Genomic DNA, 16,322 nt, shown 5'->3' on the forward strand with positions numbered 1-16,322 from the left:
CATTCATTTAGATGTCGGTCACTAAAGTACGGAATGTCGGCCGCATAATTTCAGCAATCAAATCGACGAAAGGCGGTCTGAGTAAACTGAAATGATCAGCACGACTCTCAATGCAATGCAGATTCAGTGACTGCGCCTGCCAAGCCTCTTTGACACCGGGTTTCATATCCTGAGTAAACACCAGATTGACCGATGCCCTAGGCTGTACGGCAGGTTGATAATGCGTGCGGATGTTGGTCGCAAAGACCGAGAAAATACCATCCAAATCATCCACACTGGTATTGCCCGTCAGCACGCCTTGTTCAACCAGATAACCATGCACCAGCGTCAACCGCTCTCGGTGGTTGAGGCCTTTCAGGTCTTGCTCTGTCAGGCCTAAAGCCGCCCCTTGTCTTTCAAACTGCTCGATGAGCAACATCAGTGCCGACAAATCGCTGTATTCACGAGGCGTCGCATCCGGTGCTTCAGAATCCGCAACCGTCAGGGAGGCGACCTGAACCCCTTCCGCCTCAAGCAATGCGGCCAGCTCCAAGGCAACCCAGCCCCCGAACGAGTGTCCGACAAGATGCACGGGCCCGACACAAGATCTTGATTCCAGCGCTTTCAGATAGAAAGCAGCGGCTGCCTGAACCGTGGTATGCGGAATATCATTGCCTTCCAGCCCCCGTGGTTGGAAACCCAAAACCGTCCAGTCAGATGCAATGGACTGCACCAACCCCATGAAGGCACAGACATTCACACCGGCACCGGGAATACACAGAACGGTCGGTCCGTGACCATGACCTTCCTGGAGGGTCACGATAGGATCATATTCGGCATTACGCATGACTTTACCACCCGCATAGTCGTTCTCCCGATCATGGAGATCATTTGAGATCGCCTGACCGACATAGCCAATATATGGCTCAACAATTAAGTGATAGTGCGTCGCGCCCGGAATAGTCGTCGGATGAATCGATGCTTCAGGTAAGAAGCGATCCCAACGCAGATAAGGCACAACATCATCTTCTTCACCTTGAGGACGCAGCTCTGCAACATAAAGATCGATATCGACCGGTAGATTTTTGTACTCATATTCCGCTCGGATCAATGCCTCACGGTGCAACATCCAGTTCATGAAGTACGTGTCTGTCCAGCCCGCGGGTAGCATCCCCATATCTTTGGCCATCCGGTAGTGATCTTTCCATGTCATCCCCTCTTCCAGGGTACTTTCCGACTCGGCCAGACCATAGATGTCATACGCAAGACCGTCGTAAATCTCTTTACTCATCAGCAGAATTTTCTGCTCTTCGGTCAGGTGCTCTTCACCCACATGGCGCGGCACAAAGGCTTTCTCCGCCCTTGTATCAATCACACCGACGTATTCAATCTCCTGATCTTGCCCAAGCAGTTGTCTCGCGACTTCATAGGCCAGAGTGCCGCCGAGCGAAATGCCCGTCATCCGATATGGCCCTTCCGGTTGGGTTTCACGGATGATTCTGACATAACGTGCCGCAGCGCCCTGAATGGTGTAGAACGGTGGCGTATTACGTGCCGGGGCAACCAGGCCATACACCGCAATATCTTTATCGATATAAGAGGTCAGCAGGGGTGAATACAGCATTTCTCCGCTGGCTTCCGGCACAATAAACAGTGGCCGCTGCTCGCCAGTTGCAGGACGAAGTGCCACAGCATGTTCAATTAATGCCTCCGAACTGCGCTGAATATAATCGGCAATATCGGCAAGGCGCGATGCAGAAAATAACGTCGAGAGTGTCAGCTCATAGCCATGTTGACGGGCTTCGTTAAGGAACTGTACCGCCACCAGAGAGTGACCGCCCAATTCAAAGAAGCTATCGTTACGCCCGACTTTTTCAACCCCAAGTAACCGCTGCCAAATCGCAGCAATGGTTTCTTCCACTTCACCTTCTGGCGGAACATAAACCTGCGTGACAAAGTCAGCAGCTTCCGGCTCTGGCAGTGATTTACGATCAACTTTGCCGTTCGGAGTCAGCGGAATCTGGTCAAGTTTGACATAAGCCACGGGCACCATGTAATCCGGCAAACGCGCAGATAAGTAAGCACGTAGCGGTGCTGTCTGGGCATTGCCGACATAGTAAGCCAACAAACGCTGATCATTATTCTGTGTTTTCGCCGCAATCACCACGGCTTCAGAGACCCCATGATGGGTGCTCATACAGGCACTGATTTCTCCCAACTCGATTCGGAACCCCCGAATTTTAACCTGACTGTCGTTCCGGCCAAGGTATTCAATCGTCCCATCGGCAGTCCAACGACCTAAGTCACCACTGCGATACATCCGGGCACCGAATTCGTAAGCGTACGGATCATCGAGGAAGCGATCTTCCGTCATATCGGGACGGTTGAGATAACCTCTGGCGACCCCCTTACCACCGATATAAATTTCCCCTTTGACACCGATGGGAACGGGCTGCCGATACTCATCCAGAATATAGATACTGGTATTATCGACCGGTGAGCCAATATGCAACAAATCACCTGTCGGATGAATCACACCCGACGTAGCAACCACGGTGGTTTCGGTGGGTCCGTAGTTATTGACCAGCGTAAATGAGGTCTCGGGATGTGGGTGATGATTCAATCGATCACCACCGACTAACAACGTCCGCAGCGTCGGGTGGTCAAGTTGTCTTGACAGCACCAGTTCAGCAATCGGTGTCGATAAAAAGCCGACTTCAATCGGTTGTGATATCCACCACGCCAGTAACTGCTCCGGATCGCGAGAAATTTCAAGCGTCGGTAGCATGATATGAGCTCCGGTACACAGTGGCGGCCAAACCTCCCAGACGGTTGCGTCAAAGCCCACCCCTGCCACACTGGAAACACAAGTACCCGCCTGAATCTCAAACGCCCGATTGTGCCAATGCACCAAGTTCGCCAGATTGCGGTGTTCAACCATCACCCCTTTGGGTTGTCCGGTTGAGCCTGATGTGTAAATGATATAGGCCAAATGATCCGGTCGAATGTGCTCAGATTGCGGATTGGTTGCCGGATAATCGCGCCACATAAATATCTCTGTGCTGACGTTAATGACTCGGATTCCGGCTTTGCCGACAATCGTTTCTGTATCGAGGATACCGTCCGATAGAATCAATGTTGGCTGACTATCCGATACCATGTATTGCAAACGATCGGCCGGATAAGTCGGATCCATCGGGATATAACATCCCCCAGCCTTCAATGTCGCCAGCATCGCAACCATGAGATCGGTGTTACGGTCAAAACAGAGGCCAACCCGCTGATCGGGAGAAACGCCCTGAGCCCGCAGATAATACGCCAGACGGTTGGCTTGCTGGTTCAATTCACGGTATGTCAGTTTCTGAGTATCACTCATCACAGCCATCACATCGGGATACTGTTCAACCTGTTGTTCAAACAGGGTATGGACACAAATATCAGTGACAGCGGCAGTGCGGGCAGCATTCAGTTGATTGATCACTCTCCGGTATTCATCTTTCGGCAAGATGTTTAACGAATGAATCAACCGTTTAGGTTCATCTTCCAGTGCCGAGAGCACCTCACGCAAGGCACGCATTACCATGGCACCGATACGTTCGCATCCGATACTTTCATCCACTTGAATATCTAAAGAAAACCCTTGGGTGGGATTGTCATTGACCGACAGCGTGATCGGATAATTGGTCCGTTCTTCGGTAAACAGCAGGTTCATTGGTCCGGTGTCAATTCCCGTCTGACTATTACCCCCATCATAGCGATAATTGAGCAAACTGCTAAACAACGGTGTTTGTGGTGCCACGCCACTACACTGCTGAGCCAGTGACAATGAACCATGCTCATACTCAAGCATTTCTGCCAGATGCCGATGCGTATACTGAACAGCTTCCGTGACGGTTTCATGGGCAAGTGACAAACGCAACGGTAATGTATTGAGGAACATCCCCAGCACACGGTCAGCCCCTTCACCACCGGCCATCCGACCAAACAGTACCGTGCCGAACACCACATCATCATTGCCAGTCGTCGCACGAACCACTAGCCCCCATGCCAAATGGAACAGGCTGGCAGCACTGACGCCCTGACGACGAGCGTGTTCACGGAGCAACTGAGACAGATCATCATCAACCGGTAAATGCAGTTCATGAATTTCGTGACCATCACCTTGCACATTGAGTAAACCGAATGGTGCTGAAGGCTCATCAATGTCACCGAGACGTGCAGAGAAGTAAGCACTCTCTTTTTCCGGATCACTATCGAGCCGACTCTCAAACACAAAGTTTCGGAATGGGAGGGGTGTTGGCAGTTGTTCCACCCGATTGAGCAGGTGCGCCTGCACTTCTTCCATCATCAATTCCAATGTGGTGTGATCCAGACAGAAATGATGCATCAGCAAGCAGAGTAGCCATCGTCCTTCGGCGGCATCTTCAACCTGATAGGCTTCAATCATCGGTGCCCGATGAACATCCAGACGGGTATGACTTGGATCGAATCGCTGCTGAATCGCTTTGACCATGTTCGAACCGTCAAGCGTCAGTGGCGTCAGCGGCAACACGGCATCACGCCATACCACCTGAACCGGCACGTCCAACTGATCCCAGACGAGGCTGGTTCTGAGAATATCATGACGTTTCACGACTGCCTGAAGCGCATCAACAAACTGTTGCAACGCATCCTGACTGGCGAAAGCTTTAATCGCCCGTGTCACGTAAGGGTCGCCTTTTTCTTCCAACAAATGGTGGAATAAAATCCCTTCCTGTAACGGTGCCAGCGGATAGATATCCTGAATGTTTGCTGCACCACCGGGAACGGTGGCCGTAATGGTGTCGATCTGAGACTGGCTCAGTTCCACCAGTGACAGCATGTCCGGGGTAATTTGTGTACATCCTTCTGGAATCAGGTTCGCTGGGACCTGACGCTCATTCTTCGATGACTGACTCAAGGTTTGCGCCAGATCGGCCAGCGTCGGAGTGGTGAACAACGATTTGATCGCCAGATGGTAATAATGATGTCTCAGACGTTCGATCAACTGTACCGCCAGCAGTGAGTGTCCACCCAGTTCAAAGAAATTATCATGTCGCCCCACTTGCTCAACATGCAACAGGGATTGCCAAATCGAGGCCAGTAACTGCTCTACATTGCCGCGTGGCGCTTCATAACTCCGGTGCACAAATGCATCCGCATCGGGCTCGGGTAATGCTCGATAATCGACTTTGCCGTTTGCTGTCAGCGGAATCGCGTCCAAGCCGACAAATGCCGCTGGTACCATGTAGCTGGGCAGAGATTCACTCAGTCGTTGTTTTAACGCTTCAATCTCAATCGATGTCTTGTGTTGACGGGTGTAGTACGCGACCAAACGCTCGGATGATTCACCGGCATGCAACACCGTGACAACGGCGCTCTGAACGCCCGGACAAGCCTGCAAAGCCGTGGCAATTTCACCCAGCTCGATCCGGAACCCCCGAATTTTGACCTGACTATCATTGCGGCCCTGATATTCAATCGTCCCATCTAAACGCCAACGCGCGAGATCCCCTGTGCGATACATTTTGCTCTCTTGCTGATCTGAGAACGGATCGACGAGAAAGCGTTCAGCGGTCATCTCCGGACGGTTCAAATACCCACGGCTGACACTATTCCCGCCGATATAGACTTCACCGGTCACACCAAGTGGGACGGGACGTAACAATTCATCAAGGATATAGATACGAGTATTTGCAATCGGGCTACCAATATGCAGCACATCATCCGCTGCCCGAATTGCGCCCGATGTTGCAACAACTGCTGTTTCTGTCGGGCCGTAATTGTTCACCAAGGTATAAGAGACCGATTCATCCGGTTGACGCGTCAGCCGATCACCACCGACCAACAGATACCGTAACTTCTTCGGTGCAACCTGACGTGCAAATGCCAGTTCAGCAATCGGGGTCGGTAAGAAACCGACTTCAATCGGCTGTTCAACCCACCAATGGAGTAGTTGCTCTGGATCTCGCGAAGCTTCCAGCGATGGCATCGTCAATGTCGCACCGGCACTTAATGGGGGCCACACTTCCCAGACAACCGCATCGAATCCGAGCCCGGCAACACTTGACACACACGTGCCAGGCTGAACATGGAAAGCACGGTTATGCCAGTTGACCAGATTCAGTAATTGGCGGTGTTCAACCATGACACCTTTTGGCTGACCGGTTGAGCCGGAAGTATAGATAATGTAAGCGAGATGTTCGGGGCCGAGATCGCTGACGATAGGATCTGACGCAGGTTGCTCAAACCATAAGCCACGATCTTGCTGGGTATGAATCAGCTGTGATTCGGGCAATGTTTCAGCCATCAGGCCGCTGAGATCAATCACCCCATCGGTCAGCACCACGGTCGGTGCACTGTCGGCAAGCATGTACTGCACACGTTCTGCCGGATACGCGGGATCAATCGGTACATATCCGCCACCGGCTTTCAGTGTTGCCAGCATCGCGATCAATAAGTCAGGTCCCCGGCCACAGCAGATGGCAACCCGACTTTCCGGACCGACTCCGAGCGAGCGTAAGTAATGAGCGAGACGGTTAGCACGAATGTTCAGCCCACCGTAATTGACACTTTCACCGGCACACGTCAGTGCAATATGTTCCGGATCTTCACTGGCCCGTTGTTCAAACAATTCATGAATATATTGAGCCGGTGGAAACGCAATTTGCGTCTGATTCCATGCGTCAATCATCGACGACTCTTCTGGCATTTGCAGATGATAATGATTCACTGCCGTGAGTGCCGGTTCACTCACTACACTGGAGAAGAAGTGCATCAGGCGATAGAAATGAGAAGCCAGAGTCATTTCACTATACAAAGCAGCATTAGCATCGATACACAGCTCCAGCCCCTGTTGGGGGCCACGATCACAAATATTGATCGAGAGGTCGTCAATGGGCCCCAAAGTCAGGTTATTCACATTGACGGGCGCGTCACCAAACTTCATTTCATATTCAAACGGTAGGATATTGATATCCGTCGAGAACAGTTGTTCACTTTCGGTCAGAATCCCAAGATCGGACGCCAGATCTTCACCGCGGTAGCATTGATGGCGTACGGCACCAAGAATACGGCGTTTTACCTGAGAGACGATATCGACGAGCGTGTCCTCAGAACCAATATTGAGCCGTAAGGGCAGTACATTGGAAACCATACCGGGGAATTGACGCAGTCTCTTATTGGTTCTCGCAACCATCGGGCACCCGACAACCAGATCATCTTCTCCGGTAACACGGTGCAAATAAATCGCGATTAAAGCGATCAGCAACTGTGGCACCTGACTTTTACATTCAACCGCCAGTTCTCTTAACATCCGGTTGGTGGATGCCGGTAAATACATCTGTTTGCGAATAATATTCGTGCAGGGGGCCTGTTTGTCAGACAAACTCACAGGCGCAGGCCGATCTTTCAGAACCTCTTGCCAATACGCTTTGTCGCGAAGGTAGTGTTTCGAGGCTTTGTATTCCTGCTCAATCTCGAGCGCTTCAGCCAACGAAATGAACTGACAGGCCGGCGGTTCTTCTCCTGCCACCAGTGCAGAATAAATTTCAGCCACACGGCTGGATAACAGAACCCCGCCAAAACCGTCCAGCACCAAATGGTGAACGCAGGCGTAATACCAAAAACGCTCCGGACCGAGTTGTAACAGCGCAAAAGAAAACGGAGGACCTTGCTCCAAGTCAAAGGGACGGGCTAAGTCGGCATTAATCCATGCTTTAGCTGCCCGTTGTGGATCAGATTCAGCCTGAAAATCGAGAATGGGTAATTCCCAGCCGGGAGCGACGCCAAACCGCTGCTTTGGCCCTTGAGGTGTCAGCTCAAAAACCTGTTGAAAAGATTCAATCTCTCTGGCCGTCCTGCGGATGGCCACTTCAAAAAGATCTGGCTGAACCACACCAGATATTTCCAGATATTCGGTAATTTTAAAGAATTTGCCATGAGCATCAGGCTTGAGCTCTTGCGCAAACCAGATTCCCCGTTGAGCCGATGATAATGGAAGCGCCAAATGACTTTCTCGCTCTAATTGAATAGAGGATTTATGGTTATCGTTCATATTGATATTCACTCACACATTCTTGATAAATAGAATTCAAACATATGGACAAAATAACAAAGCCAATAAATTAACAATGTTATTAAGATTAAATCTTTTTACTTTGTATAATAAAACAGTATTCAATTCAATCATGAACAATTGCCCTATATATTCAATAAACCAATGAGTAATGAATAGGAAAACCAATTAAAACAACCGATAAAGCGTCAATTTAATTGAAAACGTAATATAAATAATTCCAGTAAGATAAATTGTTTTTTTTCTTTCTTGGTAAAAAATCAAAATTAAATTAAATTTAATTGATAACAATGATATTTAAAAAATGGACCCGCTAAAGCCAAACCAAAAGAAAACAAAAATAAGATCAATAAAAACAAATCATTGAAAGTAAATTCAGTGTATAAAAAAACAAGGAGAGTTGAGTAAAAATATTGTGGTCTAATTTGTTCACACTGGATATGAGTATATCATGGAGAAAAGTACTGGATGAAAATCACACAAGAAAAAATAAAAAATCTCAATATACGAATAGAGACAAATAAAAAACAGGCCAGCAATTATTTTAAAAAATAACCACCAGCCAAAAACTAATAATATTTAGCAAAGTAAAACAGAGATTAATATTTCACAACAAATACCATCTTCAATAAAATATCAACAGTAATCAGAATTAAAATTAATTCATGATAAAACAACCTCAATTAATTTCGGTCCGGATTCCAGCATCGCCTTTTGGAAAATCATATCAAATGATTGACGCGTTTCAGCCTGAACAGCAGAAATGCCCATCCCTGATGCTAATCCAAGCCAATGAATGGATGGATTTTCCAAACTCATCAGGGAGGCCGCAGATTGCCCCGGATTTTTTGCGCCGACACGTTGGAGTTCATGATTCAAAATACTGTACGAACGATTACTGAATATAACCGTTACAATATCTAGGTTTTCCCTTGCTTGAGTCCAGAGCGCGGGCAACAAATACATGGCACTCCCATCCCCTTGCAAATTGACCACCTTACGACCCGGACACGCAATCGCCGCACCAATCGAAACCGCCATCATACTCCCCAACGCACCACCAGTCAGATTCAGATAGTCATGCGCCGCAGCGGTTTCGGTGATGTCATAATAGGGGAAACCGGATGATGCAGATTCATCACTGATAATGGCATTGTCCGGTAAATATTTGGCAATAACCTGCATGACAAACTCCGCAGTCACCGGGCCATCAAACTCATATGTAGGCACCTGATGTCTGGTGCGGTATGGCTCAATGTTCTCAGCCCCGCAAGCCTTGGCTAAATCTTCAAGTGCACGCGTACCATCTTCATGACTCTCAGTTAACCGAGTCAAACGACAACCTTCCGGGGTCAGCCAGCTCGGTTTATCGGGGTAAGCAAAAAAGCTGACCGGAGGCTTAGCACCGACCAAGACTATCAATTCCGTACCCGCCAAAAAATCAGCAGCCTGTTCGGAAAGATAAGGTAACCGTTCAACCGGAACCCGACCTGCCCCGCGTTGAATACGCGGTGCAAACGTATCACACAATAGGCGGGCACCCGTTTTCGCAGCAATCTTCCCAGCCGCGGTTAATCCCGGCTCTAACAATGCTGCACCTCGCATAAGGATCGCTGTTTTGAGCCCACTGTTGATCAAACCAGCCACGTGATGAATTTTCTCAATGGCGACGACGGTCGGTGCCGACGTCGCAAGTGGTAGAGCAACATGCTCGGCATCATTCCAGGCTGTATCTGCCGGCAGAATCAGTGTCGCAATTTGCCCCGGCGCTTGAGAAGCAACATGGACAGCCCGAGCCGCATCCTCTCCAATTTGTTGCGAACAAGAAGAGGTATAAACCCACTCAGAGACTGGGCTCGCGAATCCATGAATATCAGAAGTTAATGGTGCATCATACTGTAGATGTGTGGTGGCATGATCACCGACGATATTCACAATCGGAGAGCAGGCTCGTCTGGCATTATGTAAGTTGGCCAGACCGTTGGCTAATCCCGGTCCCAAATGAAGCAATGTACATGCTGGTTTGCCAGTCATGCGTCCATATCCGTCAGCGGCCCCCGTTGCCACATTTTCTTGAAGCGCCAGAACCGGACGCATCCCCGGCACACGATCCAATGCCGCAACGAAATGCATTTCTGATGTCCCTGGATTGGCGAAACAGACTTCAACACCACCCTCGACCAATGTACGCAACAGACTTTCAGCACCATTCATCGAACGGCTTTTTGTTGCCTCACTCATTGCTTAAAACTCCCAATTTTTTATTCTGCAAGAGAGGAAGGGCATTAATGCACCTTTTTATCAAATTTAATACACATGATGCATAATATTTCATAATTTTGTGTCTTCATACCTATTTAGAACTGCTCGGACCTGCAACCAGTTCTTGTGCAACCCATTTCAATTTGATAATTGAGACTCACAACTCAAGGAAATGTATCTGGCAGCCACCATAAAAAAGGCCTCCCTATCGAAGGGAGGCCTTTTTTATGTTTTCTATGGCAGGACGTTAGTGATTACTGGCGGTATTCCCGTCCGACCAACATCACGTCTTCAAAATCACTCCGGAATGGATTGATATCCAAACCACCCCGCCGGGTATAACGTGCGAGTACGGTAAGTTTCTCTGGGTTGCAGCATCGCTTGATGTCGGCAAAGATACGTTCAACACACTGTTCGTGAAACTCATTATGTTCCCGAAAAGAGATGATGTATCGCAACAGTGTTTCCCGATCAATTTCAGCCCCTTGATAGTGGATATAGACACTGCCCCAGTCAGGCTGATTCGTAACCAGACAATTCGATTTAAGCAGATGCGAACAAAGCTTCTCTTCAACCCTGTTTGCAGAGGTCGCCCCTAGCAAGCGATCTTCATCATACCCATAACTGTCAATTTCAATATCCAGATCATCAATGCAGGTAAAGGATTTATCTGCACGAATTTCTAACGTTTCATCTACAGGTATCAGCTTCACCTGAACATCGCCACCTGATGCTGCACTCAAATCCTGAATCAACGTTTCAACCAGTTCTTGTTCCGAGACAAAAGCGGTCTGATTCAGGCTGTTCAGGTACAACTTGAAAGATTTAGACTCAATCAAATTCGGGCTGGTACACGGAATCATAAATTCTGCAACGGCCACCATCGGTTTACCTTTCGGGTTCAACCAAGACAGTTCATAACCCGTCCATAAATCGTATCCGGAGAAAGCAGCACTATCACATGCTGTAATATTGCCGCGCCCGCGAGCCCGGGGAATCGGATCAAGCAGTTGGGGAGTGTAGGTTGATATATAGTCTGTTTTCTTACCAAGATTTTTAGAATAAGTTGTATCCATAATGATCCACTAACGTTGTCGTTTATCGATTGATATATTTATTAAATAGCGCCCTTGCACCGTATATCGGGCCAACACCGACAATCGCATAGATACTCTTCACAACCACTTGGCAAATAAACATACTCCATAAGACCGTCGGACTGAGGATATGACTGAATGCCAGATAGATGAAAATCGCACTATCGATTAACGACGCAAAGAATGTACTGAAAAAGACCCGTACGACCAATCGTCTGCCATTGGTCAGTTGTTTGATTTTCTGCAACAGATACGCATTCACGTTTTCCGAAACAAAGTAAGCAATCATTGAAGCCAGAAAAACCGAATTAATACTATGAATAATCGATTGATAACTCTCATTCACTGCTTGCCAGTCGCTGATAGTCGGTGCGTAACCAGAGAGATTGAGCATCAATAACAGAAAAGCATTGGTCACGGTTGACAGCAGAATTGCAGCCCGGGCCATGCGTAGCCCATAAAATTCATTGAGAATATCGACCAGAATAAACGAGATTGGATATAAGAAAATCGCAAAAGGGACAATGAAACCGGAGTTGGCAATCTCAATCGGCTTCACACCTGTGATGTTTGACAAGATGAAGACCGCTGAAAGTATCGTGGCGATGACAGCAAATGTAATCCAGTACGATTCTTTGCGATCCTGGATATCGTAAGCCCCTTGAAAACCTTCAGCACTGTATAACTTACGACAAATTTCTTTGGTCTCTATCGGGCTCAGATCTTCTGCCACCGTACTGTTAAAAATTTCAGTCAGTGGGATAGACAATTGTTTGCCAGTCGCCAGTACCATCACATTCGCCACATGTTCCGGATGGCGACTGAACCCAATTAATTTATACTTTCTATTCTGCATATAACCGCTCCTCCCTGACGCATCCAATTAATATTTCGCCATCTCTGAGTACATAATTTTCAGATTCAATTTTTAAAGAATTTCTGGATGTTAAAATAACAAGATCATCAATATCGTTGCGTTTAAACCGTTCAATCACCAGTAATGAACCAACCTGATATCGATGTGTGAATGGGGTTGTAATAATCAAGCCAATCATATTGGATTCATCCGAGAAATAATATGTCGTCGGATGAACAACAATTAACTCACCAATATATTTATCCAGTGAAGCAATTAGCTCTTTCTCATTAACCATTGGGATGCACAACGGATTTTTATTGCCATCCGGAGAGATCAATTGATTACGGTACTCGATGGCTTCCAGATTACTCTCTTCAATGACCCGGCACGTCGTACCAAAGAAACTCGCAATTTTTTCAACTGTTTGCGTCTGAATTCGATCGACTTTACCATCCAGAATATTGTAAATGGTCGTTCTGGTTATTCCCGTACGTTCAGAAAAGGATTTCTTACTTTCGTTACGACTTTTAATCGCATAAGAAATATTATTTTTAATATTATCTATTTTTTCTTGTTTACTTAATTTCATGTACCGCCCAACCATACGCTGTATCATAGATATCAGTAAATTGATGCCCATTCAAAGCGAAACAAATTGCGTGATCTAGATCAACATTAGCTAACCAAATATTGAACATTTTTGGATGCGTTCTGTAAAATAACTAAAAGATACCGTCTTTAGTATGATAAACAGCAAATTTACAACTATTGATTAACTTTTAAATTTATGATCAGTAGCCTTTAAAATCAATATAATATTAATTGCGAATTACTAATAACATAAATATCAACAGTCGGTGGTTAGGATAATATTATGGGCACAATGTCAGAACTAAAAGAAAATGAAAGTGGTGTGGATGATGTATTATTCTGGTGCCACGTTGTGAGCCAGTGCAGCGTTCCCACATCAGGTGAACTCTCTCCGGCTGAAAAGGATGCACTACACCGAGCCATCATGGCTCTACATACAACCACAACACTCTATACCAACAGTGTCACTGAGGCCGTTGTCTCTGAAGAAGTTTGAATCAGTTGAATATCTGTTGAATAACAGCAAAGTGCTGTTGATAACACTTCCTGAACCGGATGACGTTCATGTTTAGTCATCCCCATGATTACACCCATTTTCCACCGATGAAACGGCTTGATGACGTGAATGCCGCTTTTCCTCACATCAGCGCCTAGCAGTGTAACCCCACAAACAAGCTAGCCAAGGCGGTTGAGACGCACAACTGGAATATCTTTTCTGACCAAAGCACGGCTATTAATCGCTTTCATCGTTGTACCGTCAAGATAGGATGCCTGATGGGCGTAATAGCTGTTCAGCGGATGGTTATAGGTTTGCGGAGCTCTGGGAGGCAAACCGATCAAGGTTTCTTGCTGGGAATCACTCTTTTGAGACTGAATCGTCAGTTCATCACCAATTTTCAACGCCATCGGGTTCGCATGATACTGCGGATTTAAATCTAAGAGCTCTTTGGCTGATAAACCATAACGCACTGCAATCTCAAGCCAGCTCTCTCGTCGGTTGGTTCCGGGAATCCGCTGCACGGTATGGAGTGTCTCTGCTGCATTTTTGGGTGCCCGCTCAGCACGCTGCTCCAACGTCCGCAGGACAACCGGCTCACGCGTGATCGCCAGTAACGCCTGCAGATCTAATCTGACAGCATGTTTGTCCAGCCACGTTTCATTCAATGCATCAAGTTGCGCCCTAGTGATCGGCTTTTTCAGGTAAAGCAGATGCTGGTTGTGCACATCGCGACAACCAATCTTCCAGAACACCAGCAACGCATCATGGGCACAAGGACAGCCTCTCGCCTGATTGAGTTTTTCATGCCGCGACAGCGTGGCATAGAAACTACCCGACCCACCCGGCATCAGATGATATTCCTGAACCAGCCGAGCCTGATGAAAATGGTAAATGTATCCTTCAGTTGGTAGCCCCAGATGATCACCAACCTGAATCGCCGGCTGAACCGGAATAAAGGCTTCCCGCACAAACCCTGAACCAATCGGTTTGACCTGAATCGGATGCGGAACACTCACACCCAAAGGACTGAGGTCATTAAAAGCCATAATCCGTTTCGGGTCGTTATAAGCGGTATAGTAGGTATAACGGGTGCCGTATTCTGTCGAATATTGATTCTGCGGGCTGGTCGTCAGCTCAACCTCCTGCCCTTTCAGTGCAAACCCATAGCGAAGCATTGCACGACGGGACTCATCAGAACAGGCGATTTCCAAATGATATTCGAACCTGACATTCGGGATTTGATCCGGACGTTCCGGCAACGTCGGAGCGGCACTGTAAGAAGATGTGGAAAAGGAACACTGAGAGTGATTCGATTCTGCAAGGATATCGGCACTGATTTTCGACTGAATCATATGGGTTCACTGACGTTTCTTATTGATGAGTACGGGACTATTTTTAACCAACGCGAATGAAACGCTACAAGGTGCTTATTCTACACAAAAACGCATCTATGTGTATGCAATGCTCAGTTGCAATTTAAAAACCTTGAACCAATGTAGCGATTCTGCGCACTTTCTATAAAACGTATCAATCATAACGTCAAAACGATTGATAAAGTCAAGGTAAAGCAAAATATCAGCAATAGCGGGTGAAATGTGCAGTGCCACATTTTTCGAATTTATGGTCACATTTTTACGACAGAACCACCAGTCAATGGCATCATCCGTTGATTACTTCTACACTCAAGTCCAGAATTTTACAGACGCCACATTTCTCACTGAAACCAACGTCACAACAAAGGAGGTACTGATGACAGGCCAACGGCATATCGCGATCGCAGGTGCATCAGGTCTGGTTGGCAATGCACTGTTACTCAACGCACTTGATGATCCGTCAATCGGAGAAGTTCATGTGCTCTGCCGTCGCCCCGTGAGCGTCAGTCACCCAAAACTGTTAGAACATCAGGTCGATTTTCAATTGATTCCTCCCTTGCCAGCAATCGATGAAGTGTATCTGGCAGTCGGAACCACCATGCATCAAGCTGGCAGCCGGGCTGCATTTCGGGCCGTGGATTTGACGATCAATCTCGCGGTCGCGCAAGCAGCGCTTGCTGCCGGTGCCCAACGAATCGGGGTGGTCAGTGCCATGGCGGCCAATCCAAAGTCACGGTTTTTCTACAATCGCGTCAAAGGCGAACTGGAAGAGGCCTTAACCGCGCTGTCCCCCGACGGTTTGGTTATTGCCCGCCCGTCGATGCTTCTGGGAGATCGGCAAACGTTGGGACAACCCGTTCGTCTGAGTGAAACGCTCACAAAATATATCAGCCAAGCCGTCAATCCGCTCATTCCAAGACACTATCGCCCGATTGAGGCACAAAAAGTTGCGCGGGCATTGTTAACTCACGTCCCTACAGCCGATCAAACCATCATTTTGCGTTCCGGTGAGATGCAGACAGCCTGAGACAACAGATCAATGCGCTGCCGGATACTGAAAGGAAAGCGTTTTATCATGAGCAATCAAAGCTCATCAGCAATAAAAAAGCTTCAAGTCGATGACTCAAAGCTTTTTACTCAACAAAGACCAATAAGCACTTACTGCTTTGACACTCGGACTCCGTAAAGCAACGGGACATTATTGGCCCGGCAAGATGTCATATAAATCTGTACCTTCTGATTCTGAGCCTGAGCGGTGAGTAACATAGAGGTCCAAGTCTGAGTCAAAGCATTCACACTTTTTGGATCGTATACTGCCAGCTTTTCAGTTGCAGCACATACAGAAGTGACCGGTGGTTTATCAAACGTCACCCGAAGTTGAGATGCTCCAAATCTTCCTTCATTGACACTCACCGACACATCTTTAATCGTTAATGGCTCTGTCCAAGCGCCGGCAAATGCGGTCGAAGAGAGCAGCAGACCGCCGAGCAGTAATGTTTTTGGTAATTTCATCATAGTTCCTTGCTTTATCATCAGTGGCCACTGTGTCGCATGTCTGCTGGGCCGG

At 47.6% G+C, this 16,322-nt stretch carries 9 protein-coding genes; 2 read left to right on the forward strand and 7 right to left on the reverse strand.

Annotation, left to right across the window (positions count from 1 at the left end):
* Window positions 1–7: 7 nt before the first annotated feature.
* From BSQ33_RS08390 to BSQ33_RS08410, 5 genes are all read right to left on the reverse strand, one after another.
* Window positions 8–8,053 (reverse strand): non-ribosomal peptide synthetase, encoded by an 8,046-nt coding sequence (locus BSQ33_RS08390; RefSeq protein WP_088133844.1) that lies wholly within the window; start codon window positions 8,051–8,053, stop codon window positions 8–10.
* A 684-nt stretch (window positions 8,054–8,737) separates the two neighbouring features.
* Window positions 8,738–10,315 carry an acetolactate synthase large subunit gene (locus BSQ33_RS08395; RefSeq protein ID WP_021021220.1) on the reverse strand — a complete coding sequence of 526 codons (1,578 nt, stop codon included), beginning with the start codon at window positions 10,313–10,315 and terminating at the stop codon, window positions 8,738–8,740.
* Window positions 10,316–10,590: 275 nt separating this feature from the next.
* A complete protein-coding gene (gene queF / locus BSQ33_RS08400) occupies window positions 10,591–11,412 on the reverse strand; it encodes an NADPH-dependent 7-cyano-7-deazaguanine reductase QueF (RefSeq protein ID WP_021021221.1) in 822 nt (273 codons plus the stop codon).
* A gap of 22 nt (window positions 11,413–11,434) precedes the next feature.
* Window positions 11,435–12,289, reverse strand: a complete 855-nt coding sequence (locus tag BSQ33_RS08405) for a queuosine precursor transporter (protein ID WP_021021222.1) — start codon at window positions 12,287–12,289, stop codon at window positions 11,435–11,437.
* Window positions 12,279–12,881: a helix-turn-helix domain-containing protein gene (locus BSQ33_RS08410; RefSeq protein WP_027694319.1), complete on the reverse strand. Its 603-nt coding sequence runs from the start codon at window positions 12,879–12,881 to the stop codon at window positions 12,279–12,281. Before BSQ33_RS08410 ends, BSQ33_RS08405 begins: the two co-directional genes overlap by 11 nt.
* Window positions 12,882–13,166: 285 nt before the next feature.
* On the opposite strand from BSQ33_RS08410, the gene BSQ33_RS08415 reads away from it, so the two are divergent.
* Window positions 13,167–13,379, forward strand: a complete 213-nt coding sequence (locus BSQ33_RS08415; protein WP_021021224.1) for a hypothetical protein — start codon at window positions 13,167–13,169, stop codon at window positions 13,377–13,379.
* Window positions 13,380–13,558: 179 nt separating this feature from the next.
* Here BSQ33_RS08415 and BSQ33_RS08420 read toward each other — a convergent pair whose 3' ends face one another.
* The gene (locus tag BSQ33_RS08420; protein WP_021021225.1) at window positions 13,559–14,734 is read right to left on the reverse strand and encodes an MIX and LysM peptidoglycan-binding domain-containing protein; all 1,176 of its coding nucleotides are present in this window, start codon (window positions 14,732–14,734) and stop codon (window positions 13,559–13,561) included.
* A gap of 397 nt (window positions 14,735–15,131) precedes the next feature.
* Between BSQ33_RS08420 and BSQ33_RS08425 the strand changes: the two genes are divergently transcribed.
* On the forward strand, window positions 15,132–15,782 hold the full coding sequence (locus BSQ33_RS08425) for an NAD-dependent epimerase/dehydratase family protein (protein ID WP_027694320.1): 651 nt from the start codon (window positions 15,132–15,134) through the stop codon (window positions 15,780–15,782).
* Window positions 15,783–15,913: 131 nt separating this feature from the next.
* On the opposite strand, the gene BSQ33_RS08430 is transcribed toward BSQ33_RS08425, so the two are convergent.
* The gene (locus BSQ33_RS08430) at window positions 15,914–16,270 is read right to left on the reverse strand and encodes a hypothetical protein (protein ID WP_141650696.1); all 357 of its coding nucleotides are present in this window, start codon (window positions 16,268–16,270) and stop codon (window positions 15,914–15,916) included.
* Window positions 16,271–16,322: the final 52 nt, after the last annotated feature.

The organism is Vibrio gazogenes (genome assembly GCF_002196515.1).
Lineage (GTDB): Bacteria > Pseudomonadota > Gammaproteobacteria > Enterobacterales > Vibrionaceae > Vibrio > Vibrio gazogenes_A.

Coding starts and splice junctions, on each gene's coding strand:
- queF (WP_021021221.1), bottom strand. CDS start 11,412: ATGGATACAACTTATTCTAAAAATCTTGGTAAGAAAACAGACTATATA.
- BSQ33_RS08420 (WP_021021225.1), bottom strand. CDS start 14,734: ATGATTCAGTCGAAAATCAGTGCCGATATCCTTGCAGAATCGAATCAC.
- BSQ33_RS08430 (WP_141650696.1), bottom strand. CDS start 16,270: ATGATGAAATTACCAAAAACATTACTGCTCGGCGGTCTGCTGCTCTCT.
- BSQ33_RS08395 (WP_021021220.1), bottom strand. CDS start 10,315: ATGAGTGAGGCAACAAAAAGCCGTTCGATGAATGGTGCTGAAAGTCTG.
- BSQ33_RS08415 (WP_021021224.1), top strand. CDS start 13,167: ATGGGCACAATGTCAGAACTAAAAGAAAATGAAAGTGGTGTGGATGAT.
- BSQ33_RS08405 (WP_021021222.1), bottom strand. CDS start 12,289: ATGCAGAATAGAAAGTATAAATTAATTGGGTTCAGTCGCCATCCGGAA.
- BSQ33_RS08390 (WP_088133844.1), bottom strand. CDS start 8,053: ATGAACGATAACCATAAATCCTCTATTCAATTAGAGCGAGAAAGTCAT.
- BSQ33_RS08410 (WP_027694319.1), bottom strand. CDS start 12,881: ATGAAATTAAGTAAACAAGAAAAAATAGATAATATTAAAAATAATATT.
- BSQ33_RS08425 (WP_027694320.1), top strand. CDS start 15,132: ATGACAGGCCAACGGCATATCGCGATCGCAGGTGCATCAGGTCTGGTT.